The following is a 25,527-nucleotide window of genomic DNA, read 5'->3' as shown; positions in this document are numbered from 1 at the left end:
TGATTCATGAGGAAGGTGAAAGTGAATAAATTAAAATTCTCAAAGAAACGAAGTATACTCCATAATAAAAAACGTTGTTCTCATTGTGATCACAGGAATTGTCAATGTGAAATAAAAGACCCAAAACCATGTTCTAAGTGTAAGAAAAAAAGTTGTAAGTGCTTTACAAAACAAAAAGTAATAGTCGTCAATGTCACATCATCACGAAAAGCACGAGGACCACGAGGACCACGAGGACCACGAGGACCACATGGGCCACAAGGACAACGAGGATCACAAGGATCACAAGGACAACAAGGACAACAAGGACCAATTGGGGCTACTGGAGTTACTGGAGTAGGAGTCCCAGGGGTTACTGGTACAACGGGCGCAACAGGCGCAACGGGAGTAACGGGCACAACGGGAGCAACAGGCGTAACAGGCACAACGGGCATAACGGGCGCAACAGGCGCAACGGGAGCAACGGGCACAACGGGAGCAACAGGCGTAACAGGCACAACGGGCATAACGGGCGCAACAGGGGTAACAGGGGTAACAGGCGCAACGGGAGCAACAGGCGCAACGGGAGCAACAGGAGCAACGGGAGCAACAGGAGCAACAGGAGCTACTGGCGGAACTGGCGACGCAGGAGCAACAGGTGCAACAGGCGATACGGGCGACACAGGCGCAACGGGAGCAACAGGAGCTACTGGCGGAACGGGCGACACAGGCACAACGGGAGCTACAGGAGCTACTGGCGGAACGGGCGACACAGGCACAACGGGAGCTACAGGAGCTACTGGCGGAACGGGCGACGCAGGAGCAACAGGTGCAACAGGCGGAACGGGCGACACAGGAGCAACGGGAGCAACAGGAGCTACTGGCGCAACGGGCGACACAGGAGCAACAGGCGATACAGGAGATACAGGAGATACAGGAGCAACAGGTGCAACGGGAGCTACAGGACCTACAGGAGCAACAGGCGATACGGGCGACGCAGGCGCAACGGGAGCTACAGGTGCAACAGGCGATACGGGCGACGCAGGAGCAACAGGAGCTACTGGCGCAACGGGCGACTCAGGAGCAACGGGAGCAACAGGAGCTACTGGCGGAACGGGCGACGCAGGAGCAACAGGAGCAACAGGAGCTACTGGCGGAACGGGCGACGCAGGAGCAACAGGTGCAACAGGTGCAACAGGCGATACGGGCGACACAGGAGCAACGGGAGCAACAGGAGCAACAGGAGCTACTGGCGGAACGGGCGACGCAGGAGCAACGGGAGCAACAGGAGCTACTGGCGGAACGGGCGACACAGGCGCAACGGGAGCAACAGGAGCTACTGGCGGAACGGGCGACGCAGGAGCAACAGGTGCAACAGGAGCTACTGGCGGAACGGGCGACGCAGGAGCAACAGGTGCAACAGGAGCTACTGGCGGAACGGGCGACACAGGCGCAACGGGAGCAACAGGAGCTATTGGCGGAACGGGCGACACAGGCGCAACGGGAGGAACAGGAGCTACTGGCGGAACGGGCGACGCAGGAGCAACAGGAGCAACAGGAGCAACGGGAGCAACAGGAGCAACAGGTGCAACAGGCGATACGGGCGACGCAGGAGCAACAGGAGCAACAGGAGCTACTGGCGGAACGGGCGACACAGGCGCAACGGGAGCAACAGGAGCTACTGGCGGAACGGGCGACACAGGAGCTATTGGTGCAACGGGCGACACAGGCGCAACGGGAGTAACAGGAGCTACTGGCGGAACGGGCGACGCAGGAGCAACAGGTGCAACAGGCGATACGGGCGACGCAGGAGCAACGGGAGCTACAGGAGCTACAGGAGCAACGGGAGCAACGGGAGCTACAGGAGCTATTGGCGGAACGGGCGACACAGGAGCAACAGGAGCAACAGGAGCTACTGGCGCAACGGGCGACGCAGGAGCAACAGGAGCAACAGGAGCTACTGCCGGTACGGGCGACACAGGCGCAACAGGAGCAACGGGAGCAACAGGCGCCACTTCTGGGCTAGCCGAATACGGGTACATTTACAACCTAACTCCTCAAACGGTAGCTGTAGAGGCTGATGTCATTTTTGATACAAATGGAATAATGACTCCAGGAATTACACATACCCCCGGAACCACTCAAATTCTAGTTATCACTCCGGGAGACTACGAGGTTACTTTCTCAGTGTCAGGTACAGAACCCAACCAATTCGCACTATATTTAAATGGTTTGCCGGTTGCCGGAACTATCTACGGTTCAGGTGCAGGCACTCAGCAAAACAATGGTCAGGCTATAATCGCCATAGTAGCCAACGATGTTCTTACCCTTCGAAATCATTCTTCCGCTGCAGCAGTTGGCCTTGCGTCTGTGATAGGTGGCACACAAGAAAACGTAAACGCTTCTATTGTTCTCAAAAAATTAGATTCGTAACACTTGAGGGGATGTCTCAAAAGTAGATTAATCTTCTGATGAGACAGCTAATTTTCTAAAAAGAGACTGATTCACTAAAAATAGCAGACCTAGAGGGTTGATATGCTCCCATCATAGTAGACAGTAGAAAAAAACAAAACCTCTACTACTACAATGATGGGAGTTTTTCTAATGTCTAAAAGAAGTCCTACTTCTCTAGAAGCAAAATTACACGCCGTTCAGCGGTGTCTTGGGCATAAGTCAAATTCAAACTGAAGCAAAACAGCTCGGGGTAAGCAAGGGAACCGTCACGGATTGGATAAGAAAATATAAGGCAGATGGTTTGGAAGGACTAAAGGAATCAAAGACATGGAAAACATACTCAAAGGAAGTGAAGCTTGCTGCTATTAAAGAGGTATTGTCTGGTCATTACTCCTTATCAGCGGTAACAAAAAAGTACCATATTTCAAGTATAAGTGTCCTAAGGAAATGGATATCCAAGTATACTAGTGAGATAGAATTAAAACCTACTCGTAAAGGAAAAGGACTATCTCATATGAATAAAGGACGTAAAACAGCATTTGAAGAACATATTGAAATTGCACAATATACCATCGCTAATGATTTGGATTATCAGAAAGCGATCGTAAAGTACGATGTATCCTATCAGCAAGTGTACACATGGGTTCGGAAATATCAAGCAGGCAGTGAGGATGCTCTCAAGGACAATCGCGGTCGCAAAAAGCCTGTAGAGGAACTAGATGAGCATGAACGTCTTAAGCTGCGGATCAAGGAATTGGAAGCTCGGAACGAATACCTGGAGATGGGGAATGCCTTCGAAAAAAAGTTGGCACAGATCAAGCAACGAAATACACGCTAACCCTCGTTCGACAAGTAAACTTGTATCATGCGATTCAAGAACTGAAGGATGAAATGTTATTTCAAATAGACGATACGAATAATGAATTAGAGGTTATTAAGTGAATTGAATGTAGATTCAAATGGGTCAGGAACTCGATATAGACGTATATACTAACTAACCAAAATAAATTTGTGAGGTAAAATTATGAAGAAAATCATTCGCGGTATTTTGCTTGTGACAGCCATTATCATCACCACCGTATTACTATATGATTTCTTCACAGTATCAAGGGCAGAATCAAGGCAAATCGCTGAAAGATATATCGCTAGTCAGTCGTTTAAATGGAGCGTTGGTGGGACAAGCATGGAAAGGGATTTTTGGGTCGTATACTTATCTCCAGTGGATGTAGTTAAGGAAATTTCATGGCTCTATATTGATAGACGCTCAGGTGAAATACAAAAAATCACAGAGACTGAGTAACATATGAAGCCAAATATGTCATCTAGGTATTGATTGGAAGGTATACATAGATAATGTAGAATAGATAAACAGGAATTAATAAGTTAGGGGTAATAATATTGAGGCAATGGTCGAAGGAAATTGAGATAAATACGCCAATAGAACATGTATGGTCGTATCTAAATGGTTCGTTAGAACAGATGCAGAAGATCATGCCACAAGTTGTGGAGAATAAACCAGTCAAGATTACTGAAGAATTTGTCGGTAGTGTATACCGTCAACATTACAAAGAAGGCAAACGCATTGAAGAGTACGATGTCCATACGCTAGTATATTCAAATACTCTGAACGATAAGAGATTAAAGGTAGGATTTACATTGGCGAACTTATTTGAGATTACTGGATTGTATGAATTGCATCGCGTAGATGTTAACAATACAAAATTAAGATATACCGTAACCAATAATCCATTGAAGTGGTTCTTGAAGCTGTTCCTAATATTTGCTAGTGATAAGGTTGTTGTTAAATTTAGAGAGAAAGTAAAAGTGGTCGCTGAATCAGAGTTTCGGAAACGATGAACAAAACTATTGGAATACTAGCGCATGTTGATGCCGGGAAGACAACCTTCTCGGAGCAACTATTATATGGTACAAAGAGTATTAAACAGCGTGGCCGAGTAGATCATAAGAGTTCATTTTTGGATAGCCATCAAATCGAGCAGCAACGGGGTATTACGGTGTTCTCTGATCAGGGGATGTTCACCTACGGTGATTCTAATTATTATCTGATCGATACACCAGGACATATTGATTTCTCACCCGAGATGGAACGGGCAATTCAGGCAATGGATATTGCGATCATCTTGATTAGTGCGGTGGAAGGAATCGAAAGCCAGACCGAGATCGTGTGGGAGCTTCTGCATAAATATCAGATCCCTTGCTTCTTTTTTATTAATAAAACGGACCGGGTAGGTGCTGATGTTCATCAAGTAGTGCAAGATATTCAGACGAATTTCACAAAAGATATATGTAATATAACGGATTCTCTGTTTGAAAATGGCGGAATGAGCGAGGAACTAGTTGATTTTATCGCAGAACGCGATGAAGCTCTACTGGAACATTATATGGAGAATGGCTACAGTAAGGATCTATGGCTAAATACGATGAAACGCTTGATTCAAGAGCACGACATATTCCCTTATGCATCTGGTTCTGCTCTTCAAGGAATGGGTGTAGATGAATTTCTACAGAAGTTGGATCTGCTCACGGTAACCGATTATTCAAGTGAGGGGGCCTTTGCTGGTCGTGTCTATCGTATTCGTCATGATGATCATGGAGCAAGAATTACTTATATCAAAGCATTGAGTGGGTCACTAAAAGTAAGAGATTCGCTAAATTATGGTGATGTAGAGAACATGGTAACTGAGAAAATCACACAAATCCGTGTGTATAACGGACGCGAGTATAAAGCGGTGGATCAGGTTGAAGCGGGAGAGCTATTTGCCGTTATTGGCTTATCTATGACCACTGTTGGTGACGGTCTAGGTACTTTGAAAGAAAGAACGATCCACGAAATGGTACCGACTTTAAAATCTAAGATCATTTTTGAACCTACAGTCCATGTGAAAGAAGCTTTACCCTATTTTAAAATGTTGAATGCTGAAGATCCTTCTCTGAATGTGATCTGGGAAGAAAGCTTACAGGAAATCCAACTTCATGTAATGGGGAAAATTCAGCTTGAAGTATTACAGCAAATCGTCAAGGAACGGTTTAACTTAAATGTTAAATTCGAGCAACCGGAAATTCTATATAAGGAAACGATTGCTTCAGAGGTGGTCGGTTATGGTCATTTTGAACCCTTAGGCCATTATGCTGAGGTGCATATCCAATTACGACCGGGTGAGAGAAACAGTGGAATTCGGTTCGAAAATACGTGCCATGCTGATGATTTGTCTGTCGGTAACCAGAATTTAATTCGGCATCACCTCTTTGAACGGGAACATCATGGTTTGCTAACAGGATCACCGTTAACGGACGTTGTTGTGACTCTGTTGACGGGAAGGGCTCATAATAAGCACACATCGGGTGGTGATTTCAGGGAAGCAACATATAGAGCCTTGAGACAGGGTCTGGAACAAGCTGACAATAGCCTTCTCGAGCCTTATTATTATTTTAAAATAAAAGTTGAATTGGACCAAATGGGTCGTGTCCTGTCAGATATTCAGCAGGCGCATGGAAGTTTCGATCCTCCACAAAGTGATGGCTATAAAACTGTACTTACGGGAACGGTACCTGTGGCTACATTTGTGGATTACAATAGTAAGTTGTCCTCATTCACTCAAGGGAAAGGCTCGCTGAGCTTAACTTTTGCCGGATATGATGTCTGTCATAACGAAGAAGAGGTTATTAGTAGGATCGGATACAATAAGGATGGAGATGCAGAATATATTTCATCGTCTATTTTTTGTGCTAAGGGTCAAGGCTATACGGTGAGTTGGGAAGAGGCGAAAGGGATGATGCATGGGATATAAATATTTCAATGATATCGACGAAACTATTTTACCCTCAATCCGTTGACACGAATGTTATCACGAGCATAATCGTAACCAGCTTGACGAGTTATCTTTAATAGGGTGTCAACAAAATACAACTCAAACAGAAAACATTAGTACAAAAGCAGATATGGAAGGTTTTGTAGAGCCAGAACCATCAGATTGGGTGAAATATTCGAAGCCTGCAAGAGAGTATATGTACTATAGAACACAAGCCGTAGTTAACAAGGATATAAATATTCTGTGGGATAAGTATCCAAAGCTAAAAGATAATATTGACCGTAAGCAAGGAATTAATATTGAGAAAGATGAGGTTGAGTCCTTAAATCAAAATAAAAACTATCAACGATAACGAAATGGTAATTCTTGTTCATGGTAGTATTATATATTTGAGGGATGATTTCGATGAGTCAGGAGGGGATTATTTAATAAAACTCTTCTTAGAACATAAGGAAAATCATTGGACAGTCGTAAAAACTGACGAATACACTTTACCAGAATATAAAGAATGGGTTAAAGAAAAGAAATAGATATAAAAGGTAGGTACACTGCTCCTCTAGCTCCCTATGTTGATAAATGTACCCATGATTATTATTGGGTGCTTGCTGATGTATAGTTCGATAATTTACATAGTGTGAATATATGAGGTGTTATGACGAATATTTAATGATAATAGTTGGAGGTAGACAATAGTGGATTACTCAAATATAAAAGTATTAGTGGTAGAAGATGATGCAGATATCAATCGTTTGTTGTGCCGTATTCTTGCGGATGTAGGGATTATCACCGTTCCTGCGTTCTCTGGAAGTGAAGCTTCACTCAGGCTGTCACTGGAAGAGTACCAAATGGTGCTGATAGATTTGATGCTGCCTGGAATACCGGGGGAGACGTTGATTGCAGAGATTCGGAAACAATTCACGATACCGATCATTGTCATTTCTGCGAAAAGTACGCTTGAAGATAAAGTTATGCTGCTGCGGTTAGGTGCAGATGACTATATTACCAAACCTTTTGAACCAGAGGAGGTCTTGGCCCGGGTTGAGGCGCAACTCAGACGTCTTCACTATGTACATACAACGAACAATAGCGAAGGGATCATGCAAGTTCGTGAATTGATCATGAATAGGGATAGGCATGAAGTTACCTTAGCAGGCCAACTGTTGACCTTAACCAATTATGAATTTGATATTCTGGCGTTACTCCTGTCGAGGGCTGATAAGATTTTTTCGAAAAGCGAGATTTATTCGAACATCTGGCAGGGTACTTATCTGGGTGATGACAATACAATTAATGTTCACATCAGCAATCTACGTGCCAAGATAGCCACTCTTACCGAAGAGGAATACATCCGGACCATATGGGGGATCGGCTTTAAAATTGGTTAGTTTCAGTTACTTTAGGTTTTCTTTAGGTTTTGCTTAAGGCTAATTAAAACGGACCACGATACAATGAATTTATCACAAGAGCAAGGGGGATTTAACGATAATGAATTGTATGTTAGAAATTGAGTCGCTAAGCAAAACATATGGAGATTTTTATGCGCTTCAAGATGTTCATCTGAACATTGCTGCAGGTGACATCTGTGCCGTGATTGGCAAGAATGGAGCAGGCAAAACAACCTTATTCAAATGTATTACCGAACAGGTTTTTCAGACTAAGGGTACGATCTCTTTTTACGGAAAAAGTGACAGGGTCGAGGTGAGACAAGAACGCCGGAAGATGGGTGCAATCATTGAAGAACCTGCTTTTTTCCAAGACTTCACGGCACGACAGAACTTGGAGTATTATCGTCAACAACGGGGTATAGCGGGTAAATCCTCGATCGATCAGGCACTGCGCGAAGTGAATCTTATGGATACGGGCAAGAAGAAATTCAAGTCATTTTCCATGGGGATGAAGCAGCGGCTGGGGTTGGCGTTGGCCTTGATGACACATCCCACGTTTCTCATCCTGGATGAACCGACGAACGGCTTAGACCCGGAAGGAAAGGCTGAAATCCGCCAACTCCTTCAACGTTTAAATCGCGAAAAAAATGTGACGATGCTCATTTCTAGCCATGTGTTGTCTGAACTGCAAAGTATTGCGACCCGATATATCTTTATTGATCAGGGACGAATAATCCAAGAATTAACGGCAGAGGAACTGCTTAATAAGACTCGGAAGACCATCGAACTGGTTGTGAGGGACAGTAGGCAAGCTGCACCGATTCTGGAAAAATACTTTCCGGATATTCCCTATCAAATTCTGCCCAATCACCACATTCAGCTGTTCGGTGGTTTGGATATGACCGATCAGATTAATCGTGTACTTCATGACCACAATATTGCCGTGATCTCGATTAACATTAAGGGAGAGGACTTGGAAGATTACTATCTAAGTCTACTTGGAGGTGAACGAAATGCTTAATGTCTTGAGAGGTGAGCAGTATCGTTGGATACGTACCAGAAGTTATTATTTATCGGGATTGATATACATTCTGCTCATGGTTGCAGCCACAATCATATTGGGGGTATTCGATCAGATTGACCCTAGTTTTCCATATGCAAATGAAAGATTCCTTTACAGCAACGTCCTCGGCATGATGTGGCTTGTATTCATCTTGCTCTTCATATTTCCTGTTATTCTAATGGGGGAAGACCGTAATGTGCTTAAGAATACACTAGCTTACGGCTACAGCAGGCAAACCATTTATACCGGAAAACTGCTCGTAACGATAGCTGGATTCATGGTGTTCTCTCTGGTGTTAGTTGGTATTTCCATTCTGCTAGGATCTAGCCTATTAAATAGGAATGACGAGAATGCATTAATAGATTATTTAGCGACATTAATTAACATGTTGCCCATCATGATTGCTGGTGTAACCACATATTTCTGTCTGGCATCCATAATGAGAAAGAGCTCGCATCTTGTTATCGCGTTCCTGCTCATCTACTTACTTCCGTATTATGTTCTAGGAAACTTGCAAGGCCGACTCACATGGGCACCGTGGATATATAAGCATCAACCTTTGCATTATCTATTCAATGCTTACGGAGAGTTGTCCTATGCCGTTTGGGAACCGTGGGCGGTTGGTGGAATATACACAGTGGTCTTTTATTTGCTTGGATTACACCTGTTCAAAAAACAAGAGTTCTAATCACTATTAAGCTAAGGAGGAATAAGAAACATGCAACAAACTCTCATTATTTCTACTGCGTTGCTCGCTGCTGTGTTTCTTATTCCCTATCTACTGCAGCGTCAGAGCATTGCAAAAGTACGAAAGCAACTTATGGATATCGACAATCACCCCACTCATAACATCAACGTAAAGATGCCCCTTCCAGGACATGAAATGGAACAACTAGTAGTTGCGATCAACCAGCAGATCGAACAGCGCCAAAAGGAACGGGTAAGCCACTTATCCAGAGAGCGTATCATCAAGCAAGAAATCGCCAACATCTCTCATGATTTACGGACACCTCTCACTTCCATGCAGGGTTACGCAAATTTGCTTAAAGACCCGTCGGTTCCGGAAGCGGATCGCCATGAGATTCTGGATATTATCCTACATAAAATGGCTGTAATGAACAACATGGTAGAATCGTTCTATGAATTATCAAGTTTGGAATCCGGAGACTACCCCTTAGAGTTACAATCCATCTATCTCTACAACTTACTTAGTGAAGTGATTCTTGCATTCCATAACGATTTGGAGCGTAAGAACATTACAGTTGAGTTGAACTTGGATGAAACGGTGCGAACCCATTTGTTGGAAGAAAAAGCAATGATTCGTATATTTTCTAATGTATTGCAGAACATTCTCCGATATGCTACAAGCCAGCTTACGATCTCTCTATTCGAACAAGATCACAAAGTGATGATCATCTTCGCAAATGATACTGATCAAATCCATGAACAGGATCTTCCCAAGCTATTCGAGCGAACGTATACCCGTGATCCCTCCAGAGCAAACGGCCAGCTTGGACTCGGCTTATCCATCGTGAAGCAATTGGTAGAGAAACAAAAGGGAAGCATTGAAGCCGTTCTTGTGAATGGGGAGTTTCAGTTGGTGTTCGCTTTTGGGGAATAGGTATCAAATGGAAAAGGTCCACTTATCAAGTTTTTTCATTAACAGGGATGAGACTTGGTGCTCATGCTGAGTTCATATGTATGCCTGAAAATGCCTCGGTAGTCATAAAACCAACGAATGCGAACTATGAGGAAGCCGCTACGATTCTTTTTGGGGGAACCTCAGCCTTATATTTTGCCATGGATGGTATTGTCACAACTCGGAGGCCATGCAGTTTCGACCGAAATCGCGGCGGCGCTTGCGCTGCATGTATGACTAACGGGCTGTTTAGTGGATTAAAATACGGGTCTGTAAAATGGTTTATAAATGTTAAGTTTGATAAATAAGAGGGGGGATGTTATTGCATCCAATAACAGTAATAGAAATCACAGCGTCGGTTGTATTTGTCATTATTATTTTTGTTATAGCATTACATTTACCAAATAAGGTTAGGAAAATTGGATTAATTATGGCATATTCGTTAACTGTACTATTGCTTTTATTTTTTGCTATTCGTCCCTATTGGATTGATTATCAAGTATCAAAAAAAACAGAACAACTTAATCAATATTTGGAGGAAAGGTACCCTAATCAAGAGTGGAAAATTAGTCGACAAGTAGGTAGACAATATAACCCTTATCACTTAGAAGTTAGTTTTAAAAATGAAAAAGGTTGGACTTATACCTATTCAGTAGTAAATGAAGAAAATATTTACCAAAGTGTTTGGGTACCACCAGGAGGCAAGTTTCCAGATGAAGGGAAACATTATGAATAACATTGTCTTGTTCAGCTCACGGAGAACGAAAGTTTAGTGCCAGAAGTGCTGCTGCACGGTAGCCTTTTCTCAACTAACAGACAGGGAAACATGCGTCTAATTTATCATAATACACGATTGGAGGAGAACGAATGAAACGTATCGTCAAAATAGGACTTGCTGGGGTTCTGCTTACATCCGTATTTAGCGCAGGGGCTTTGCAGCAACAGTAGCTCCTAAAGTCATTATTCATGGCAATATCGTTCAAAGCAGTGCAGCACCGAAAATCATTGATGAATCAGTCTATGTACCACTTCGTTCAATATCGGAGGGCCTTGGTAAACGACATCACAGCAGCTAGGGTGTATACGGAATAACTAGGAGTTGACCAAATGGAGACAATATTAACAGAGGAAATGATCTTGGATGACATAATGAAAACATTTCATCGTTTATTCGGTTTGAATGTAATTGAAACTACTTCAATAAAACGAGGATGGTTAAACTTAAAATGGAAAGTTACGACTGATGCAGGGGAATTTTTACTTAAACAGTACAACAAAGAAAGATATAAATTATATAAGCCAGAGGAGCTATTGTTTGCATTCTCTCAACAGATTAGATTGTATGACCAAGGACTAGCGTGCCCCAAAGTGTTATCACAGAATGAAAGTATTTTGCTTGAATCTGATAATGGAGAACTCTTCATGGTGATGGAATATTGCCAGGGAAAACTAATTTCTCCAGGTAAAACCAATGTCCATCAAATATACGATTTAGGTCGAGCAACAGGAAAAATGCATCGATTGTTAAATGACGGGACACTTGGCATTAAAGAGAGTCCGCAATTTATTCCTCCTAGCCGAGAGGAGCGTTTAGCACATTGGAACTCAGTCTGGGAAAAGACTAAGGAAGTTGGTAAAACTGAGTTGCTTGTTGATATAGAATCTCAATTTAAAGCTACTGAAGAAATGAATATGGAAATACTCGATTTACTTCATACAGGATGGGCACATCGTGACCTCTGGGTAGATAATCTTTTATTTAATGATAACGGATTAACTGCAATTCTAGATTTTGATCGACTAAAGTATGACTTTCCGCAACTTGATGTTGCTCGTGCTGTGATGTCATGTGCCTTAGATGATAATTTAGATGTCTCGCTGGCTTCGGCATTTATGGAAGGGTACAGTGAGGAACGCAACGTGGTAGAGGGTTATTTAACAGTTTCATTACAATTGTTGTGGTATATGGAAAGCACATGGTGGATTAATACTAACATGGATCAACATAGTGTGCCGCCAGCTCGCTTCGCAAAGGAAATGATTTGGCTTGCTGAAAGTCAAAAAAATATGTCCGCTTTGTTAGGAAATATTTAGATAACACAATACAATGAAGAGGAAAAGAATATACATAAATACATAACAGTTCGGGTTCCAAGGATTAAGGAGGATTATGAAAATTGCAGATCAGCCTCTCGATCAACATTTGCAATTCTCGGTTCGATTGCTCTAGTCTTATTCAAAATTTGGTTGGTAATCGTGGGAAGCCTACTATCTTAATCAGACAAATGTTAGTGCTTTGTTGTTAAGCTGACGGACATGATAGTTCAATCGTTTCGTGAGTATATTCAAGCATATGAATTCACGAAGCAGGAAAGTACAGGAACTATGTGGAATATATATACAACTATACCGTATTAGGAGGTCTTGAAATGGCATTTCCGACACATATTGTATCGGCAGGCGGAATTGTAGAAGATGGAAATGGAAATATCCTATTAGTAAAAGCCCATGACGATGGTTGGGTGTATCCTGGTGGGATAACTGAAGTTGGAGAAAACCTGATTGATGGCGTAATTCGTGAAATCAAAGAGGAAAGTGGAATAGAGGCTACTGTTAGCCATTTAATTAGTGTTGTTTCGAATACAGCGATCCATAAGTGGTATGACGGTGTGACTGATGTTCCTACGAAGGTCATGTTTGATTTCGTGTGCAAAGCTGTGGGTGGAGAGTTAGCTACTTCTGATGAAACGAGTGATTGCAGGTGGGTTCCAAAGGGAAATGTTCTGGATATGATTACTTTACCCGCAATCCGCATGCGTTATGAAGCCTATTTGAACTTTAACGGCTCTGTGAATTATATAGAGTTTGTCCCTGCGACAACGTCAGAATGTAACGTCAAACTTCATAGGCATGTTTAGTTCTATGAGGGCAATGGGAAAAAGTGAGGGAGAATATGAATATAGTTCTCGTAGGTATGTCAGGTTCTGGAAAAAGCACTTTAGGTGTATTACTCGCTAAAGCTATTGGAATGAATTACGTGGATACGGATATCGTCATTCAGCAACACAAAGGTAGGTTATTGCAAGAAATTATTGATAATGACGGCATCGAAAAATTTATGCAGATCGAAGAAGAAACTGTGTTGGAACTTCAACTAAAAAACTGCATTATATCGACAGGTGGAAGCGTTATATATTCTGAAAAGGCTATGACTGCCCTTAAACAATACGGTCAGGTCATTTATTTAGATGTTTCATTTGAAGATATTGAAAAGAGACTAATAAACGTAACAACCAGAGGGATTGTTATAAAGAAAGGCAATAGTCTTAAGGACGTTTATGAGGAAAGAGTACCTTTATACATAAAGTACAGCGATAAAACCCTTGATTGCTCTAATAAGGATATAGAACAATGTGTAGGTGAAATTATTGAACTAATACAAAAAGGGCATGAGAATGATTAAGCTAAAGGGACACGATAGCACAGCGGTGGAACCGATCCATCGCTTGTTTTGCATTGCTGGAAATCCGCTCAGCTAACGGGCAGTTTAGTTCAATAACGAAGGAGCAATAAATGATAATCTTGAAAGCTAGGAGGGATTCTAAATATGTTTAAACAAATTCTAGGTGTGGGTATTTATTTTATTGCTATTTTGCTTATGAGCTATTATTTTATAGGAATTAGTTTTTTAAAAGCATTACAGATGGCATCCTTAATTACAATTCTACATGTTATTATCCTTTCTATAGATAAGCACTACAAGAGGTTAACTAATAAGTTCTGAGCACTTGAAAAAAGTAACCTTACACACTTTATGGAACTAAGAAAAAAAATAAATTAATGAGGTTAGATTCAGTAGAGTTATGTAGTTGGCTATTACGTTCCAGCGTTTGTTCAACTAACTGGCAGGTTTGTGAAATAAACTTCTAATTTGTAAGGGGAAATTTAATGAGTGGTAAAATTGGATTAATTTGTATACTCCTCGGCTTTTCTCATTTGATTTTAAGAATATGGCTAGTTGAAACTGAAAGAAAGGAAGTATCTAAAGGGTTCGAAACAATATATTGCTTCAATTATTGTACTAATCATTGGTGTAACTTTAGTTTATTTTCTTATCTAATGATTAGTAGAAGTTCACATTCGATGGTCGAGCAATCCCTCGTCCATTACGACTAACGGGCAGTATCGTTAAGATATCCGAAACGTACAAGTGGTATAAGGTAGAGGCATCTGCACACTTAAGTAGAGGAATTTAGAGAGGTTGGGAGAAGAGCTATGAACCATCATCAATTTGAACAACTCATCCGAGAACAACATCAAGTGAAATACACAACAACAAAATGGGTAAATAGAATCGGTATACCAATCATCATAGTTGGTGCTATTCTAATAGGCCTACTGCAAATTAAAGCTCCAGAGCCTGCGGATTTGAATGCACCGCCAGATTCGTTCTCAGCGGCACGTGCGATGGAGAAGCTCCAAGTGATCGCCAAGGAACCTCATCCTATTGAAACACCTGAGCATGATAAAGTGCGTGATTATCTCAAATCAGAGCTTGAAGGACTTGGTTTAAGTCCTGAAGTTCAGAAGGCCTTTGTAACAAACGAATGGAGTGGGCATAAATCAACCGGAAATATTGAAAATATTATTACGAGAATTCCAGGCACCGATAATAGTAAAGCGGTCATGATTGCAGGTCACTATGATTCTGTACCTACTAGCCCGGGAGCGGCAGATGATGGTGCGGCTATTGCTGCTATGTTGGAGACGGTGCGTGCTTTACAAGTGTCTGGGCCGCTAAAGAATGATGTCATTTTGCTCATGTCAGATGGAGAGGAAGCAGGATTGCTGGGAGCAAAAGCCTTTACGGATGACCATCCATGGGCTAAAGACGTTGGACTCGTGCTTAATTTTGAAGCGCGCGGGAACAAAGGTGAGTCGTTTATGTTTGAGACGAGTGAGCAGAATGGCTGGATGATAAAAGAGTTTTTGAAGGCAGCCCCACAACCGCTTGCTTATTCACTGCTCTATAATGTGTATAAACTAATGCCTAATGATACAGACCTGACGATGTTCCGTGAGGGAGGATTAGCGGGACTAAACTTTGCCTTTGGATCGGGGCTAGACGCTTATCACCAGCCAATCGATACACCGGAAAATCTGGATCAAGCCAGCCTGCAGCATCATGGGGAATATATGCTTAGCTTGACTCGACACTTTGGAAGTTTGGATCTGACTCAAGTGGAACAAGAAGACCGGGTGTATTTTAACGTTATCGGTTGGAATGTGGTTAGTTATCCAGAGTCTTGGGCGATATGGTTCATGACATTAGGTGCGCTGTTATTTGCCATAACCGTGTGGCACGGAATGCGCAGAGGTCGTATTCATCTGAAAGGGATGACAGGTGGATTCCTGATTACCTTGCTGAGTTTAGGAATTATATACGGTGTTATTACGCTTTTATGGAACGTATTAAAGACAAACGTATCCGAAGATGAATATATTTCTTTACTGCTAAATTCTCAAATTAGTTTGTACTATCTCCTGGGATTATTGATCTTGACGATCGCTATATCTTTCCTCCTCATACGTTTAATTTCAAACTATATTCGTACAGAGAATCTTTGGATCGGCGCATTGTTCCTATGGCTTTTACTCTGCATTGTGACTACGTTTTATCTGACTGGCGGTAGCTATTTATTCACATGGCCTCTTATATTTAGCTTGATCGGCATAAACCTGTCCTTCCGGAATCGTGAGGGTGCATGGACATGGATATCGGCTGTATTTGCGACGGCAGGTTTTATTTTATTAACACCGATGATCCGGCTCGTGAATGATATGATGACGCTCGATTTAGCAGGAATACTAATGACAGCTTCAGGGTTAGTGTTCTCTCTAATATATCCAGTGTTTTGTAGAAGGAATACTGGCTGTTGATCTGCCTAACGCTTTAAGGGTTGGGCATAGAAGAGGAATCCGAGTGAAGACCGGGCAGAAGGTCAATTTTAGTATTTGGGATGGAGATAATGCAACTGATTACCTAAACTGATTTGAGTTCCAAAAGGAAATAGAAAGAATGATAGTGAGACAATAAGGCATTCTACTGGCGGTGCCATTGAGCTAACGTGCAGGATAATTCAAACTTCAATACAAAACAAATTAAATGAAATATACCCTTGTTTTAGTTCTCTCGCCGCCCTAATATGGTAATGAATGGACGGTATTCTTAGAGGGTCAATTTCATAGGGGGATATTATGAATAATCTAACAATCGAATTGTGCGAACGTAAAAACAAATTTATCATCAATAACCTGTACCCGCTGTACTTACACGATTTAGCCGAAATTCGGAATGAACTGCCCAATAAATATGGTGTTTTCGAGGATGATGACAAATATCATACACTTGAACAACAAATACCTGTATTTGATATATGGTGGGAAAAAGAGGGGGTTCTGTTTCCTTATCTAATAAAAGTCGATGGATTACCAGCAGGATTTATCTTGGTTACAACGCCACCCTATTTGTTTGATAATTGTGACTTTATGATAAACGAAATATTTATTCTAAGACCTTATAGAGGTAAAGGAATAGGCGAAAACAGCGTAAGAGAAGTCTTCAATTTACATCGAGGAAAATGGATGCTTTTTACTACACCAACGGATAAGAATTTGAACACTATAAGTTTCTGGAGAAAAACATTATCTGGGTATACAAATAATCAATTTACTGAAGAAGATAAAGAACTGAATGATGTCGGATTCTCCAAAGTTTTTAAATTCAATAATTAAGTCGGATACATTGGGGAATAGAGGCTCGAAAAAGATACTGGACAGATAGAAATTATCTACTATTTGCGATATTAGCGAATGTAAGAAATCGATATAATTCTCAACTATCTCACTGCCAAAGGGACTGCTCCATTGAACTAACGGGACACGAGAGTTAAACAAATAAGGAGTAGACCTGCCGAGGTATCTGCTCCTCTTTTCTATTGAAGTAACGGGCAGATTAATTCAATAGTGAGTCTAGCATCTCTTCTGAAATTAGGTTAATATTGGAAGAATTACTTGTGAGGAGAGATGCATATGTCGGACATACAGGCAATTGTATTAGACTTGGACGGAACATTGCTCGGCAGTGACAAATCCATATCACCTAGAAATTATAAGACTGTTAAAAGATGTTATGATTCTGGAATTCATATTATTGTTGCCACTGCGCGACCGCCTAGAGCGGCTAATCAATTTGTAAAGAATTTTCCTTTTGTAGACTACTTGGTTTATTACAATGGTGCTCTAATGACATGCAAGTCTAAGCAAACTCAGCGGCACATTAGTATCCCAATGGAGATTAGCCAACAGATTAACAATTTCATCGAGTTACAGGCACCTCAATCGTTAATTTCATACGAGGTCAATGACTCATGGTATACGTGTACACCAATTCCCGACTCGCAACTTGGTCATTTCGGTATCCGTTTAAATGATCCTAAACCCCTGGTAGTTGATAAGGATATTATTAGTTCACTCTCCCCGACCAAAATATTGGTTCATGGTTACAGCTCATGGAGGGATGTTATCGAGCAATTCGGCGACCATGTGAACGTAATCGCAACCGATGGAGGAGTATTGGTTCAAATCATGCACAAATCAGCCTCAAAGGAAGATGGCGTGCAATGGGTGCTTAATGATATTGGGGTGAAGGCAGAAAATGTAATGGTATTCGGAGATGACTTTAATGATTTAGGACTATTCCATAAGTGCGGATTTCCGATCGCTATGGAAAACGCGATAATTGAGCTGAAAAATTGTGAAAAACACATTACCGAATCAAATGATAATGATGGTGTTGCAGTTGCTCTTGAGAAATTTGTGCTGTGAACACAAGCTGATATTGATTCAACTAAAGGAACACGATAGCACAGCGGTGAAGCCGATCCATCGCTTGTTTTGCATTGCTGGAAATCCGCTCAGCTAACGGGCAGTTTAGTTTAGTTTAGTTTAATTTATCTTTCTAAATATTCAGAAGTATTGTATTATCTAATTAAGCGCACATCTAATTAGACGGTTGTTAAATTTAAAGGCGGGAGTGGTGAATATGATCACTGATTTTTACCTTGTTAGACATGCAGTAAAAGAAAAAGATGTTGGTGATGTCTCCATTTCAGCTGAAGGTTTAGAGCAAGCACATATGACAGCAAGCCATTTTGAAAAAGTGCCTATATCTAGAATATTCAGTAGTCCGCTTAACAGAGCAAAACAAACCGCTCACATTATTGGAAAAGCAACAAGTGTACCGATTTTGGAGGATATTCGCCTACGAGAGCGTGCTAATTGGGGAGACATACCAGGACAGACTTTTCAGGAGTTTGTTGAAATGTGGAATCGGTGTACGAGGGAAAGAGACTTTTTGCCTCCCACCGGAGATTCCGCAAGAAAGGCTGGTGAGCGATTATGTTCATGCTTAATAGAACTATCCGTTCAATATCCACAGGAAAGTATTGTTGTAGTCACTCATGGCGGATTGATTACAGACTTTTTGGTAAATGAATTCTCTCAAGAAGAGCTGGATAATAAACACCTGAATTTTATAAATGAACAAAGTAATTTGGTTGCAGAATGCTCTATAACTAAAATTAGATGTGTTGCTAATGGATTTATATTATTCGATTTTGCAAACATTACCCACTTACATTGTTAAGCTAACGGGACACGATAGTTGAATGATACACATTGATGAGCAGGTGTTACGGTAGCCTTCTCATTACATTAAGCTAAGGGCAGGAGATTTGATTTGTGTATGGAATAACTCACCAAATAAAAGATTATGAGGAGAAAGTATATGTCTGATTACTATGGAGAACTTTCTACAAAATTGTATGAAAGTAGTAAATCATATTCTGAAGGAAAAGAACTGGATTTCTACCTTTCTTTTGTTGAAGACGAGAATATGAAAGTGTTGGAACCAATGTGCGGAAACGGTAGAATGCTTATCCCTTTTATGCAAAAAGGAATTAGTATTGAAGGGTTTGATATTTCAGAAGAAATGCTTAAGGTATGTAAATCAAAAGGTGAGAAACTAAATCTTAAGCCAAATGTATGGTATGAAAAAATAGAAGAGTACGAAGGGAATCATACATATGATCTAATCATAATCCCGTTTGGTTCATTTTCTCTTTTGCCTGATGCGTTGGTTGACAAGAGTCTCTATAATTTGAAATCTGTCCTTAAAAGTAATGGGAAACTGCTTTTAACGATTATGTTAAAACACGGTGGAATCGAAGAGTTTCCTGAATGGGTAGAAACGGAAAGGAAACAGTTTGATAATGAATGGATTATCACATACAAAAAAGCTCAGTATAACGAGGAAGAGAGTATGCTGACTACCAAGTTTAAATATCAATCGGTTATAAATGGACAAATTGAAAAAACGGAAATAATGGATTTCCCTCTTCGTCTTTACGTTCTAGAAGAATTTGAAGATATAATCAAGTCTAATGGGTTCCAACATATAGTTGTTCATGGAGTGGAAGATGGCTATGGAGAAGGCACCTTTTTTTATGTAATTGAATGTTCTACATAACATTTTGAAATCATTTCCACTGAACTAACGGGAACAATAGCACAATAACAACAGGCTGCCTACATTTGGAAGTGCCTTGTCACAAGAGGGAAATGCTTTACCTATACTTTCTTCAATACCTAAACTTGAATTTGCGAATGTAACAGTTTTACCTTTCTAAATTTAATAAAAGAAGCAATTCTCCAAGGTACTACATAGCTAAAAGCAACTATAAAGAAAAGCATACCTAGACTTGTTGGATCCATGCCAGAAAAATACTGTCTTGCTACGAATCGAATCACCACAACTGCAATCAAAACGATAAAAAAGGATTTATTTTTTTGCGCATAAATCTGTCCGTCCTGACGAATTTCATAGTTGGTAGTCAACATAAGAGGAACTGACAGTAATACCCCGATCAAAGATGCTACGCCAATTTCCCTAATTTTCAAGTGGAATGGAAGTTGTGAAAACATAGAAATCACCGGAAATAAATAGAGTATCGGGAGCAAAATTTTGATCCCCGACCCTTGAATCGGGCGAAACATCGCCCTAGTGCGCCTCCAAAATACTAACCCTAAAATCACAACCATGAATCCATAAATGGTTAATCCGTTCACTTTTCATTCTCCTTGTTCGCTTATTGTTAGACGATTAAGTCTTTTTTTTCGTTTGCACCCAATTTGCACGGGGTCATTGCTCAGCTGGCAGAGCGCTACACTGGCAGTATAGAGGTCAGGGGTTTGATCCCCCTTTCCTAAATGGTTTTGGAAGGTGCGGTTATGGATATTATCTCTACGATATGGCAGGGTTATAAGATAAGTTTACATTTATGAATGATCTCAATATTTGGTCAAATTACACGCTTAGACTCTTGTTGACGCGGTGCAACCATTCTTCCAAGTGTAAGACCGAACCATGCCAAGAAAAGGATGAGTGGTAGCGCGATAACAGTACCTATCAGAACCGTCACTACATCTATCACTGCTGCGTCGAATAATCTATAAAGGGTATACGTGGAATAAGGGATTTCAAGTAACGATGCTGTGATGACACCTGGAGAGTACATTTTTAATGCAATGGTCACCCCAACATGTTTAATACCATCCAGCAAAATCACGGCAACGATTCCAACAAACAGCATATTTAGTTTGCCGTTACTGTCGAAATCTTTTATAGCCAAGTATGTTATTAAACTAAGGAACGAACCGAGCAGCAATACCGCAAACGTAAATTGAAATGTGATGCGCTTTTCCCAATTAATCAGGCGGTTTTCCATAGCTAAAAAAGGATTGTCCTTATTTACCCTCAGACACTTCTCTATCGTCACAATTTCTTCTCCGTCATGAATGAAAAATATGATGGGCAGCAACCATATCAAGGTTTCTATGCCGATAAGTCCATTTATGTACCATAACATTATCATCACCTTTCTTTCGTTTGCATTGTGCGGATAACGTAGGCGAAGAAATGTAGCTTCAACCTCTTGGGCAGAAGCTTACTGACGCCTGCATATAAGAATCGATTATGCCATCCTGGGACAATGAACGTTTTTTTTCCAAGGTTGCGTATGGCTGCTGTGACGACGGATGACGCACTCATGGCTCCAACGTCTCTAATGCCTGCAACCTCTTGAAATTCTGTCTTCGTTGCCCCAGGACATACGGTTAGCACATCGATTCCCTCATGTTTCAATTCGTATGACAGACCTTCTCCCAAAAAAGCGTTGTGAACTTTCGTAGCGGAATAATGCGTCCAGTAAGGCACAGAACTGAAAGCGACACTGGACGAAACGAACACAATACCTCCGCGCTTTCGAACAGCCATATGCTTGCCGAACGTATAGGCCAATAGAACAGGCGCTCGACAATTGACATGTAGCATATCCAATTCTTTCTGTATATCGTTATTCAAAAATGCTCCCGTGATGCTGAATCCTGCGCAGTTGACTAATAAGCCGATTTCAAGCATATCTGTTACAGCAAGGATCATAGTTAAAAAGTCTGGTCGAGTTAAGTCAACGGCAGCTACTTTTATCTCTACTCCGTGCTCCTTCACTAAAGTCTGTGCCAATTCATTCAGCTTGTCTTCACGGCGTGCAACCAATACCAGATTCATCCCGTGACTTGAAAGTTGCTTGGCAAATTCGGCGCCAATACCGGAGGATGCTCCAGTTATTAAGGCCCATGAGCCATATGATTCGATAAATGTACCCATATCATTTCACTCCTGAATAATAATTAATTGAGTACTCACTTAAATTAGAGGAAAAAAGAATGGCTGCCGTGGACTGTTTCATTATAGACAACTGCGTTCAGCTATATTTTAGCTATTGTTGTACGATCAGGCCATGCAACAGCAAACGCACAAGATGGCGAATGTATGGCTCTTCTTCGAGCATGAAAACGTTGTGTCCAAAGCGGGAACGGATAATGAAGTATACGAGAATAGATGACGTGAGCGACATCATGGCCACTTCATAAGAACCTTCATCCCATTGCTCACTTGATGTTCCATTTTTAAGTGTGATACTGCCAATTGTACCGATATTCTTGATCAGATGAAGCACCCCTTGGGATACTGTTTCATCCTGAATCATTTCTGGAGACCAAATAAGCATAATGTAATCTAAATTTTCCTTCAGAAAATGTAGGTATCTCATCCCGTAATGAACGAGCGCTTCCTCCAGCGGCAGTTGCGCAAGCTTTTCTTTCTCCTCCTGTATTCGCAACGCAAAAGAAAAATTGTTCACAAGATGGAGTAAAAGTTTCCGTTTATCGCCGAAATAGTAGAAAATAAGTCCTTCCGCAACGCCGCACTCATTCGCGATTTCTTTGGTCGTGGTAGCATGAAAGCCTTTTTGCGAGAAAAGCTTCAGTGCTGCCTTAAGAATAAGCTCCTTCTTGGATTCCTTGACCTCTTTTGTTGGCAAAATAATATGTCCTCCCTTTGAATACGAATAACATTTAATTTGAGTATATACTCAAATTCTGTCTTATGTTCAGTCCTTTGTCAAGAGGGGGTCAGAATGGGTGTGTTTTGCATCAGAGGTGTCAAACTAACCCTTATCACGTTTTTATTGTATTGTGGGGTTGAAGCAACGGTAGGGTTATGGGGAGCCAGTTATCCAGTGCCTACTCCGCTATTACTGATTGGATTCATTCTGGTAGGTCTCGGTCTTGCACCCATCTATATTGGCTGCTCCATGAAGGGCCACAACCCGGTTTGGCAAGGAGAATTCCACAATACTCATAGGATACCAGATGGCTGTAGCATATAATCGGATTGCCGTCGGGGGACAAACGTATCCTTTGCCGATGATTTTTTTTGGTAGTAAAACCGGTAATGGCGTTACCTCACTCATGCGGAGTGTCCAATATTGATGGTTCCGAAATAATGGATGAGATGTGACCGTGCTCAAAGGCATTTATTGTAATGATATGATCGTATACACTTAAGCACTGGTATTAAGCTAACGGGCAGTGTAGTGCAACTTTTAACTGTGGTCATTGTTATATATTTTAGTGATGGTGAGCTATATTAGTCAGTGCGAATGGAGGATTTTTAATGAAGAAGGTAATAATAGGTGGAATATTTATGTTTACTGGGTCCTTGATATCTTTAGCTATTTTACTAACCGCCGCTTTATATGTCCCAAGTATCACTAGTTGGAATGGATCAAAGCTTTGGTATGCAATTTTCGGTGCAAAACAATATGGAAATGAAGCAGTACAGAGTTTGTTTTTAGGTTTCCCATTCATAGTGGGTGTTTTATTGTTTGTTCTTGGCTTGATAGTGTTGGTAAGTGAATATTTTAATAAGGATTAATGACAAGTCATAGTACAACTCATTACGCTAACGGAACACTATAGTTCAATAATGAGAGGGCTGCCGAGAGGTAGCCCTTTGTTCAACTAACGGGCAGTTTAGCTTAATGGCTGATTCAGTTTTATCCTAAACACAATTATCCTTATTGTGGTAATATGAGTTTGAGATTGCTGGACTTATAGTGTTCAGGTTCTATTACGATATTAATAACAAAAAAGGTTGATTGAACTGGGGTATGGTAGAGGGAGCGTGATGTAGTGGAAAAGATAGCTGGAATTATTGTAATATTTATTGTTTTTATGATTCCTATGTATGGATTATTATTATGGACTTATTTTTGTCCTGAGGAAAGTTTATTATGGGGGAAACGATGGATGTATAAAGAGGAACCTGAACTATCTGAGGGGGCAATTCGTTATGCGAAAATAGCTTCATTGACAGCTATTGTGGTACTGACGATTAAATTTGGAGCCGTAACATTTAGTTAGCATCATCCATTTGTACTTTTTCGATTCTCATGGTACCTCAATTTTATTCGAAAAAAATCGAGGGTTATTCCCTAAAGATTGTAAAAAGCGATTAAGCTAACATGGAGGATACAACCCTATGAAAAAGGCTTTGATAATTATTTGTTTAGCTATAGTAGTTGTTGGGACTGTGTATTACGGCATTCACCGTAAGAAAACTGGAGAAAGACAAATGGTACAACAGAATCTCATCACTGCTATTGAAAATAAGCGGAGTGGCAATGAACGGGTTACAATTGACTTCAAACAGCTAACCAGCTTTTCTTGGGATATGGTGTATATATTTACCCAATACACTGCCGAAGATATAATCAATAAACAGTTAGGTTTTAATTGGTCCAAAGCTGACTTAGTTAAATACTCTGACAGCTTTAATCTAATAGTGTTTGTTATAGGAAAAAAGGTTGTTCAATATGTGGAATTCCCACGAGCTAATGGCGAATTTGTTGTTGATAATAAAAATGGATTTGCCCCCAATGAGAAAGTAGAATTGAATCCACTTAATTGAACTAACGGAATACGAGAGTTCAACATGCTGTGGGCTACCGCAAGTTAGTCCTTACTAAGCTAACGGGCAGGTTAGTGTAGTGAATATTCCCTAAATTTCCTCATTGTGATACTCTGTTGGGAGTATCTAGTTTAAAAAAGAATGGATGCAGGATCGGGGGATAATAATGCAAGAAAGAATTGATATAATCGTTAGAAATTACTTTGAGGATTCTGCATACAATATCGATCCGGTACCATTCGGTCTGACTAACCTAACGAAAATTTTAACAATGAATGACCAAAAATATGTCATTCGAATCTACAATCGTCATACTAAAAATGTAGAAAGCATTAAATTTGAAGATCAAATAACATTATATTTGAGTAAACAGAATCTTTCATTTGTCGTACCCGTATTTTTAAGTACGAATGAGGGTGAACAATACGTACACTTGTCCGATGGAACATTAGGTGCGATCGTTTCGTATGTTGAAGGGGCAGTTCCGGAGATATCCAGTGTTCAACAAGCCACAGAGTTTGGTTCTGTTGTAGGTGAAATCAGTTCAGCACTTAGTCAATGCACAGCAGAGTTTAAATGTGAAGGGGTTCCCTTCACAGAAATTTATAGTCTGCATCCATTAGCCGATTATGATGCTGTTGCACCTTTTTGTGACAGAAGATTATTTTGGAAGTTGTTATTGCTGTAAGGAGAAGCTATGAGCTCAGAAGGGGAAATCCAATTAAAAGGTATACTTACAGAAAATA

General features: G+C 40.9%; 30 protein-coding genes, 1 tRNA gene and 1 pseudogene. 28 read left to right on the top strand and 4 right to left on the bottom strand.

Going from position 1 to position 25,527, the window contains the following annotated elements; translation table 11 throughout:
* Positions 1-6: 6 nt before the first annotated feature.
* From AC1TO8_RS19845 to AC1TO8_RS19740, 22 genes are all read left to right on the top strand, one after another.
* On the top strand, positions 7-2,412 hold the full coding sequence (locus AC1TO8_RS19845) for a collagen-like protein (RefSeq protein ID WP_482057356.1): 2,406 nt from the start codon (positions 7-9) through the stop codon (positions 2,410-2,412).
* Between the two features lie 229 nt (positions 2,413-2,641).
* The gene (locus AC1TO8_RS19840; protein ID WP_482057355.1) at positions 2,642-3,271 is read left to right on the top strand and encodes a helix-turn-helix domain-containing protein; all 630 of its coding nucleotides are present in this window, start codon (positions 2,642-2,644) and stop codon (positions 3,269-3,271) included.
* A gap of 186 nt (positions 3,272-3,457) precedes the next feature.
* Positions 3,458-3,733: a hypothetical protein gene (locus tag AC1TO8_RS19835; RefSeq protein ID WP_482057354.1), complete on the top strand. Its 276-nt coding sequence runs from the start codon at positions 3,458-3,460 to the stop codon at positions 3,731-3,733.
* Positions 3,734-3,831: 98 nt separating this feature from the next.
* Positions 3,832-4,290, top strand: coding sequence for an SRPBCC family protein (locus tag AC1TO8_RS19830; protein ID WP_482057353.1), 459 nt, complete (start codon positions 3,832-3,834; stop codon positions 4,288-4,290).
* Complete coding sequence (locus AC1TO8_RS19825; protein WP_482057352.1) at positions 4,287-6,242, top strand: GTP-binding protein; 1,956 nt, start codon at positions 4,287-4,289, stop codon at positions 6,240-6,242. The genes AC1TO8_RS19830 and AC1TO8_RS19825 overlap by 4 nt, the downstream gene beginning before the upstream one ends.
* Before the next feature lie 151 nt (positions 6,243-6,393).
* Complete coding sequence (locus tag AC1TO8_RS19820) at positions 6,394-6,615, top strand: hypothetical protein (RefSeq protein WP_482057351.1); 222 nt, start codon at positions 6,394-6,396, stop codon at positions 6,613-6,615.
* A gap of 340 nt (positions 6,616-6,955) precedes the next feature.
* Positions 6,956-7,648: a response regulator transcription factor gene (locus AC1TO8_RS19815; RefSeq protein WP_482057350.1), complete on the top strand. Its 693-nt coding sequence runs from the start codon at positions 6,956-6,958 to the stop codon at positions 7,646-7,648.
* 100 nt (positions 7,649-7,748) lie between these two features.
* Complete coding sequence (locus AC1TO8_RS19810) at positions 7,749-8,669, top strand: ABC transporter ATP-binding protein (protein WP_482057349.1); 921 nt, start codon at positions 7,749-7,751, stop codon at positions 8,667-8,669.
* Positions 8,662-9,399 carry a hypothetical protein gene (locus AC1TO8_RS19805; RefSeq protein ID WP_482057348.1) on the top strand — a complete coding sequence of 246 codons (738 nt, stop codon included), beginning with the start codon at positions 8,662-8,664 and terminating at the stop codon, positions 9,397-9,399. Before AC1TO8_RS19810 ends, AC1TO8_RS19805 begins: the two co-directional genes overlap by 8 nt.
* A gap of 30 nt (positions 9,400-9,429) precedes the next feature.
* Positions 9,430-10,332: a sensor histidine kinase gene (locus tag AC1TO8_RS19800; protein ID WP_482057347.1), complete on the top strand. Its 903-nt coding sequence runs from the start codon at positions 9,430-9,432 to the stop codon at positions 10,330-10,332.
* Positions 10,333-10,379: 47 nt separating this feature from the next.
* Positions 10,380-10,658 carry a hypothetical protein gene (locus AC1TO8_RS19795; protein WP_482057346.1) on the top strand — a complete coding sequence of 93 codons (279 nt, stop codon included), beginning with the start codon at positions 10,380-10,382 and terminating at the stop codon, positions 10,656-10,658.
* A 14-nt stretch (positions 10,659-10,672) separates the two neighbouring features.
* Positions 10,673-11,086, top strand: coding sequence for a hypothetical protein (locus AC1TO8_RS19790; protein WP_482057345.1), 414 nt, complete (start codon positions 10,673-10,675; stop codon positions 11,084-11,086).
* Positions 11,087-11,309: 223 nt separating this feature from the next.
* Positions 11,310-11,426 (top strand): hypothetical protein, encoded by a 117-nt coding sequence (locus AC1TO8_RS19785; protein WP_482057431.1) that lies wholly within the window; start codon positions 11,310-11,312, stop codon positions 11,424-11,426.
* Between the two features lie 31 nt (positions 11,427-11,457).
* Positions 11,458-12,444: a phosphotransferase gene (locus AC1TO8_RS19780; RefSeq protein ID WP_482057344.1), complete on the top strand. Its 987-nt coding sequence runs from the start codon at positions 11,458-11,460 to the stop codon at positions 12,442-12,444.
* Between the two features lie 335 nt (positions 12,445-12,779).
* The gene (locus AC1TO8_RS19775) at positions 12,780-13,268 is read left to right on the top strand and encodes an NUDIX hydrolase (protein WP_482057343.1); all 489 of its coding nucleotides are present in this window, start codon (positions 12,780-12,782) and stop codon (positions 13,266-13,268) included.
* Positions 13,269-13,324: 56 nt separating this feature from the next.
* Positions 13,325-13,813 carry a shikimate kinase gene (locus tag AC1TO8_RS19770; protein ID WP_482057342.1) on the top strand — a complete coding sequence of 163 codons (489 nt, stop codon included), beginning with the start codon at positions 13,325-13,327 and terminating at the stop codon, positions 13,811-13,813.
* Positions 13,814-13,957: 144 nt separating this feature from the next.
* Positions 13,958-14,134, top strand: coding sequence for a hypothetical protein (locus AC1TO8_RS19765; protein WP_482057341.1), 177 nt, complete (start codon positions 13,958-13,960; stop codon positions 14,132-14,134).
* A gap of 491 nt (positions 14,135-14,625) precedes the next feature.
* Positions 14,626-16,290, top strand: a complete 1,665-nt coding sequence (locus tag AC1TO8_RS19760; RefSeq protein ID WP_482057340.1) for a M20/M25/M40 family metallo-hydrolase — start codon at positions 14,626-14,628, stop codon at positions 16,288-16,290.
* A 318-nt stretch (positions 16,291-16,608) separates the two neighbouring features.
* Entirely contained in the window at positions 16,609-17,145 is a 537-nt protein-coding gene (locus tag AC1TO8_RS19755; protein WP_482057339.1) for a GNAT family N-acetyltransferase, read from the top strand.
* A gap of 297 nt (positions 17,146-17,442) precedes the next feature.
* Positions 17,443-18,237, top strand: coding sequence for a Cof-type HAD-IIB family hydrolase (locus AC1TO8_RS19750; RefSeq protein ID WP_482057338.1), 795 nt, complete (start codon positions 17,443-17,445; stop codon positions 18,235-18,237).
* Positions 18,238-18,454: 217 nt separating this feature from the next.
* Entirely contained in the window at positions 18,455-19,057 is a 603-nt protein-coding gene (locus tag AC1TO8_RS19745) for a histidine phosphatase family protein (RefSeq protein ID WP_482057337.1), read from the top strand.
* Positions 19,058-19,198: 141 nt separating this feature from the next.
* Positions 19,199-19,939, top strand: a complete 741-nt coding sequence (locus AC1TO8_RS19740) for a class I SAM-dependent methyltransferase (RefSeq protein ID WP_482057336.1) — start codon at positions 19,199-19,201, stop codon at positions 19,937-19,939.
* Positions 19,940-20,058: 119 nt separating this feature from the next.
* Here the strand turns inward: AC1TO8_RS19740 and AC1TO8_RS19735 are convergent, their stop codons facing one another.
* Positions 20,059-20,538, bottom strand: a complete 480-nt coding sequence (locus tag AC1TO8_RS19735; protein WP_482057335.1) for a CcdC family protein — start codon at positions 20,536-20,538, stop codon at positions 20,059-20,061.
* Between the two features lie 69 nt (positions 20,539-20,607).
* On the opposite strand from AC1TO8_RS19735, the gene AC1TO8_RS19730 reads away from it, so the two are divergent.
* A tRNA-Ala gene (locus AC1TO8_RS19730) sits at positions 20,608-20,678 on the top strand.
* Positions 20,679-20,771: 93 nt separating this feature from the next.
* On the opposite strand, the gene AC1TO8_RS19725 is transcribed toward AC1TO8_RS19730, so the two are convergent.
* From AC1TO8_RS19725 to AC1TO8_RS19715, 3 genes are all read right to left on the bottom strand, one after another.
* Positions 20,772-21,338: an HXXEE domain-containing protein gene (locus AC1TO8_RS19725; RefSeq protein WP_482057334.1), complete on the bottom strand. Its 567-nt coding sequence runs from the start codon at positions 21,336-21,338 to the stop codon at positions 20,772-20,774.
* Between the two features lie 5 nt (positions 21,339-21,343).
* A complete protein-coding gene (locus tag AC1TO8_RS19720) occupies positions 21,344-22,135 on the bottom strand; it encodes an SDR family NAD(P)-dependent oxidoreductase (protein WP_482057333.1) in 792 nt (263 codons plus the stop codon).
* Between the two features lie 112 nt (positions 22,136-22,247).
* Complete coding sequence (locus tag AC1TO8_RS19715; protein ID WP_482057332.1) at positions 22,248-22,850, bottom strand: TetR/AcrR family transcriptional regulator; 603 nt, start codon at positions 22,848-22,850, stop codon at positions 22,248-22,250.
* A gap of 111 nt (positions 22,851-22,961) precedes the next feature.
* On the opposite strand from AC1TO8_RS19715, the pseudogene AC1TO8_RS19710 reads away from it, so the two are divergent.
* The 5 genes and pseudogenes from AC1TO8_RS19710 to AC1TO8_RS19690 all read left to right on the top strand — a co-directional run.
* Positions 22,962-23,196, top strand: a pseudogene (locus tag AC1TO8_RS19710) (MFS transporter); the annotation flags it as partial.
* A gap of 289 nt (positions 23,197-23,485) precedes the next feature.
* Positions 23,486-23,746: a hypothetical protein gene (locus AC1TO8_RS19705; RefSeq protein ID WP_482057331.1), complete on the top strand. Its 261-nt coding sequence runs from the start codon at positions 23,486-23,488 to the stop codon at positions 23,744-23,746.
* A 257-nt stretch (positions 23,747-24,003) separates the two neighbouring features.
* The gene (locus AC1TO8_RS19700) at positions 24,004-24,234 is read left to right on the top strand and encodes a hypothetical protein (protein WP_482057330.1); all 231 of its coding nucleotides are present in this window, start codon (positions 24,004-24,006) and stop codon (positions 24,232-24,234) included.
* Positions 24,235-24,352: 118 nt separating this feature from the next.
* Positions 24,353-24,781 carry a hypothetical protein gene (locus AC1TO8_RS19695; protein WP_482057329.1) on the top strand — a complete coding sequence of 143 codons (429 nt, stop codon included), beginning with the start codon at positions 24,353-24,355 and terminating at the stop codon, positions 24,779-24,781.
* Between the two features lie 166 nt (positions 24,782-24,947).
* Positions 24,948-25,469: a phosphotransferase gene (locus tag AC1TO8_RS19690; protein ID WP_482057328.1), complete on the top strand. Its 522-nt coding sequence runs from the start codon at positions 24,948-24,950 to the stop codon at positions 25,467-25,469.
* The last annotated feature ends 58 nt before the right edge of the window (positions 25,470-25,527 follow it).

This window comes from Paenibacillus sp. Y859 (assembly GCF_056786405.1).
The sequence above is the reverse complement of the archived record's forward strand: the minus strand, read 5'-3'. Positions and strand labels throughout refer to the sequence as shown.

Coding starts and splice junctions, on each gene's coding strand:
- AC1TO8_RS19690 (WP_482057328.1), top strand. CDS start 24,948: ATGCAAGAAAGAATTGATATAATCGTTAGAAATTACTTTGAGGATTCT.
- AC1TO8_RS19765 (WP_482057341.1), top strand. CDS start 13,958: ATGTTTAAACAAATTCTAGGTGTGGGTATTTATTTTATTGCTATTTTG.
- AC1TO8_RS19800 (WP_482057347.1), top strand. CDS start 9,430: ATGCAACAAACTCTCATTATTTCTACTGCGTTGCTCGCTGCTGTGTTT.
- AC1TO8_RS19695 (WP_482057329.1), top strand. CDS start 24,353: ATGAAAAAGGCTTTGATAATTATTTGTTTAGCTATAGTAGTTGTTGGG.
- AC1TO8_RS19740 (WP_482057336.1), top strand. CDS start 19,199: ATGTCTGATTACTATGGAGAACTTTCTACAAAATTGTATGAAAGTAGT.
- AC1TO8_RS19745 (WP_482057337.1), top strand. CDS start 18,455: ATGATCACTGATTTTTACCTTGTTAGACATGCAGTAAAAGAAAAAGAT.
- AC1TO8_RS19810 (WP_482057349.1), top strand. CDS start 7,749: ATGAATTGTATGTTAGAAATTGAGTCGCTAAGCAAAACATATGGAGAT.
- AC1TO8_RS19820 (WP_482057351.1), top strand. CDS start 6,394: ATGGAAGGTTTTGTAGAGCCAGAACCATCAGATTGGGTGAAATATTCG.
- AC1TO8_RS19725 (WP_482057334.1), bottom strand. CDS start 21,338: ATGTTATGGTACATAAATGGACTTATCGGCATAGAAACCTTGATATGG.
- AC1TO8_RS19775 (WP_482057343.1), top strand. CDS start 12,780: ATGGCATTTCCGACACATATTGTATCGGCAGGCGGAATTGTAGAAGAT.
- AC1TO8_RS19835 (WP_482057354.1), top strand. CDS start 3,458: ATGAAGAAAATCATTCGCGGTATTTTGCTTGTGACAGCCATTATCATC.
- AC1TO8_RS19770 (WP_482057342.1), top strand. CDS start 13,325: ATGTCAGGTTCTGGAAAAAGCACTTTAGGTGTATTACTCGCTAAAGCT.
- AC1TO8_RS19705 (WP_482057331.1), top strand. CDS start 23,486: ATGAAGAAGGTAATAATAGGTGGAATATTTATGTTTACTGGGTCCTTG.
- AC1TO8_RS19750 (WP_482057338.1), top strand. CDS start 17,443: ATGTCGGACATACAGGCAATTGTATTAGACTTGGACGGAACATTGCTC.
- AC1TO8_RS19825 (WP_482057352.1), top strand. CDS start 4,287: ATGAACAAAACTATTGGAATACTAGCGCATGTTGATGCCGGGAAGACA.
- AC1TO8_RS19805 (WP_482057348.1), top strand. CDS start 8,662: ATGCTTAATGTCTTGAGAGGTGAGCAGTATCGTTGGATACGTACCAGA.
- AC1TO8_RS19720 (WP_482057333.1), bottom strand. CDS start 22,135: ATGGGTACATTTATCGAATCATATGGCTCATGGGCCTTAATAACTGGA.
- AC1TO8_RS19845 (WP_482057356.1), top strand. CDS start 7: ATGAGGAAGGTGAAAGTGAATAAATTAAAATTCTCAAAGAAACGAAGT.
- AC1TO8_RS19755 (WP_482057339.1), top strand. CDS start 16,609: ATGAATAATCTAACAATCGAATTGTGCGAACGTAAAAACAAATTTATC.
- AC1TO8_RS19760 (WP_482057340.1), top strand. CDS start 14,626: ATGAACCATCATCAATTTGAACAACTCATCCGAGAACAACATCAAGTG.
- AC1TO8_RS19795 (WP_482057346.1), top strand. CDS start 10,380: ATGAGACTTGGTGCTCATGCTGAGTTCATATGTATGCCTGAAAATGCC.
- AC1TO8_RS19780 (WP_482057344.1), top strand. CDS start 11,458: ATGGAGACAATATTAACAGAGGAAATGATCTTGGATGACATAATGAAA.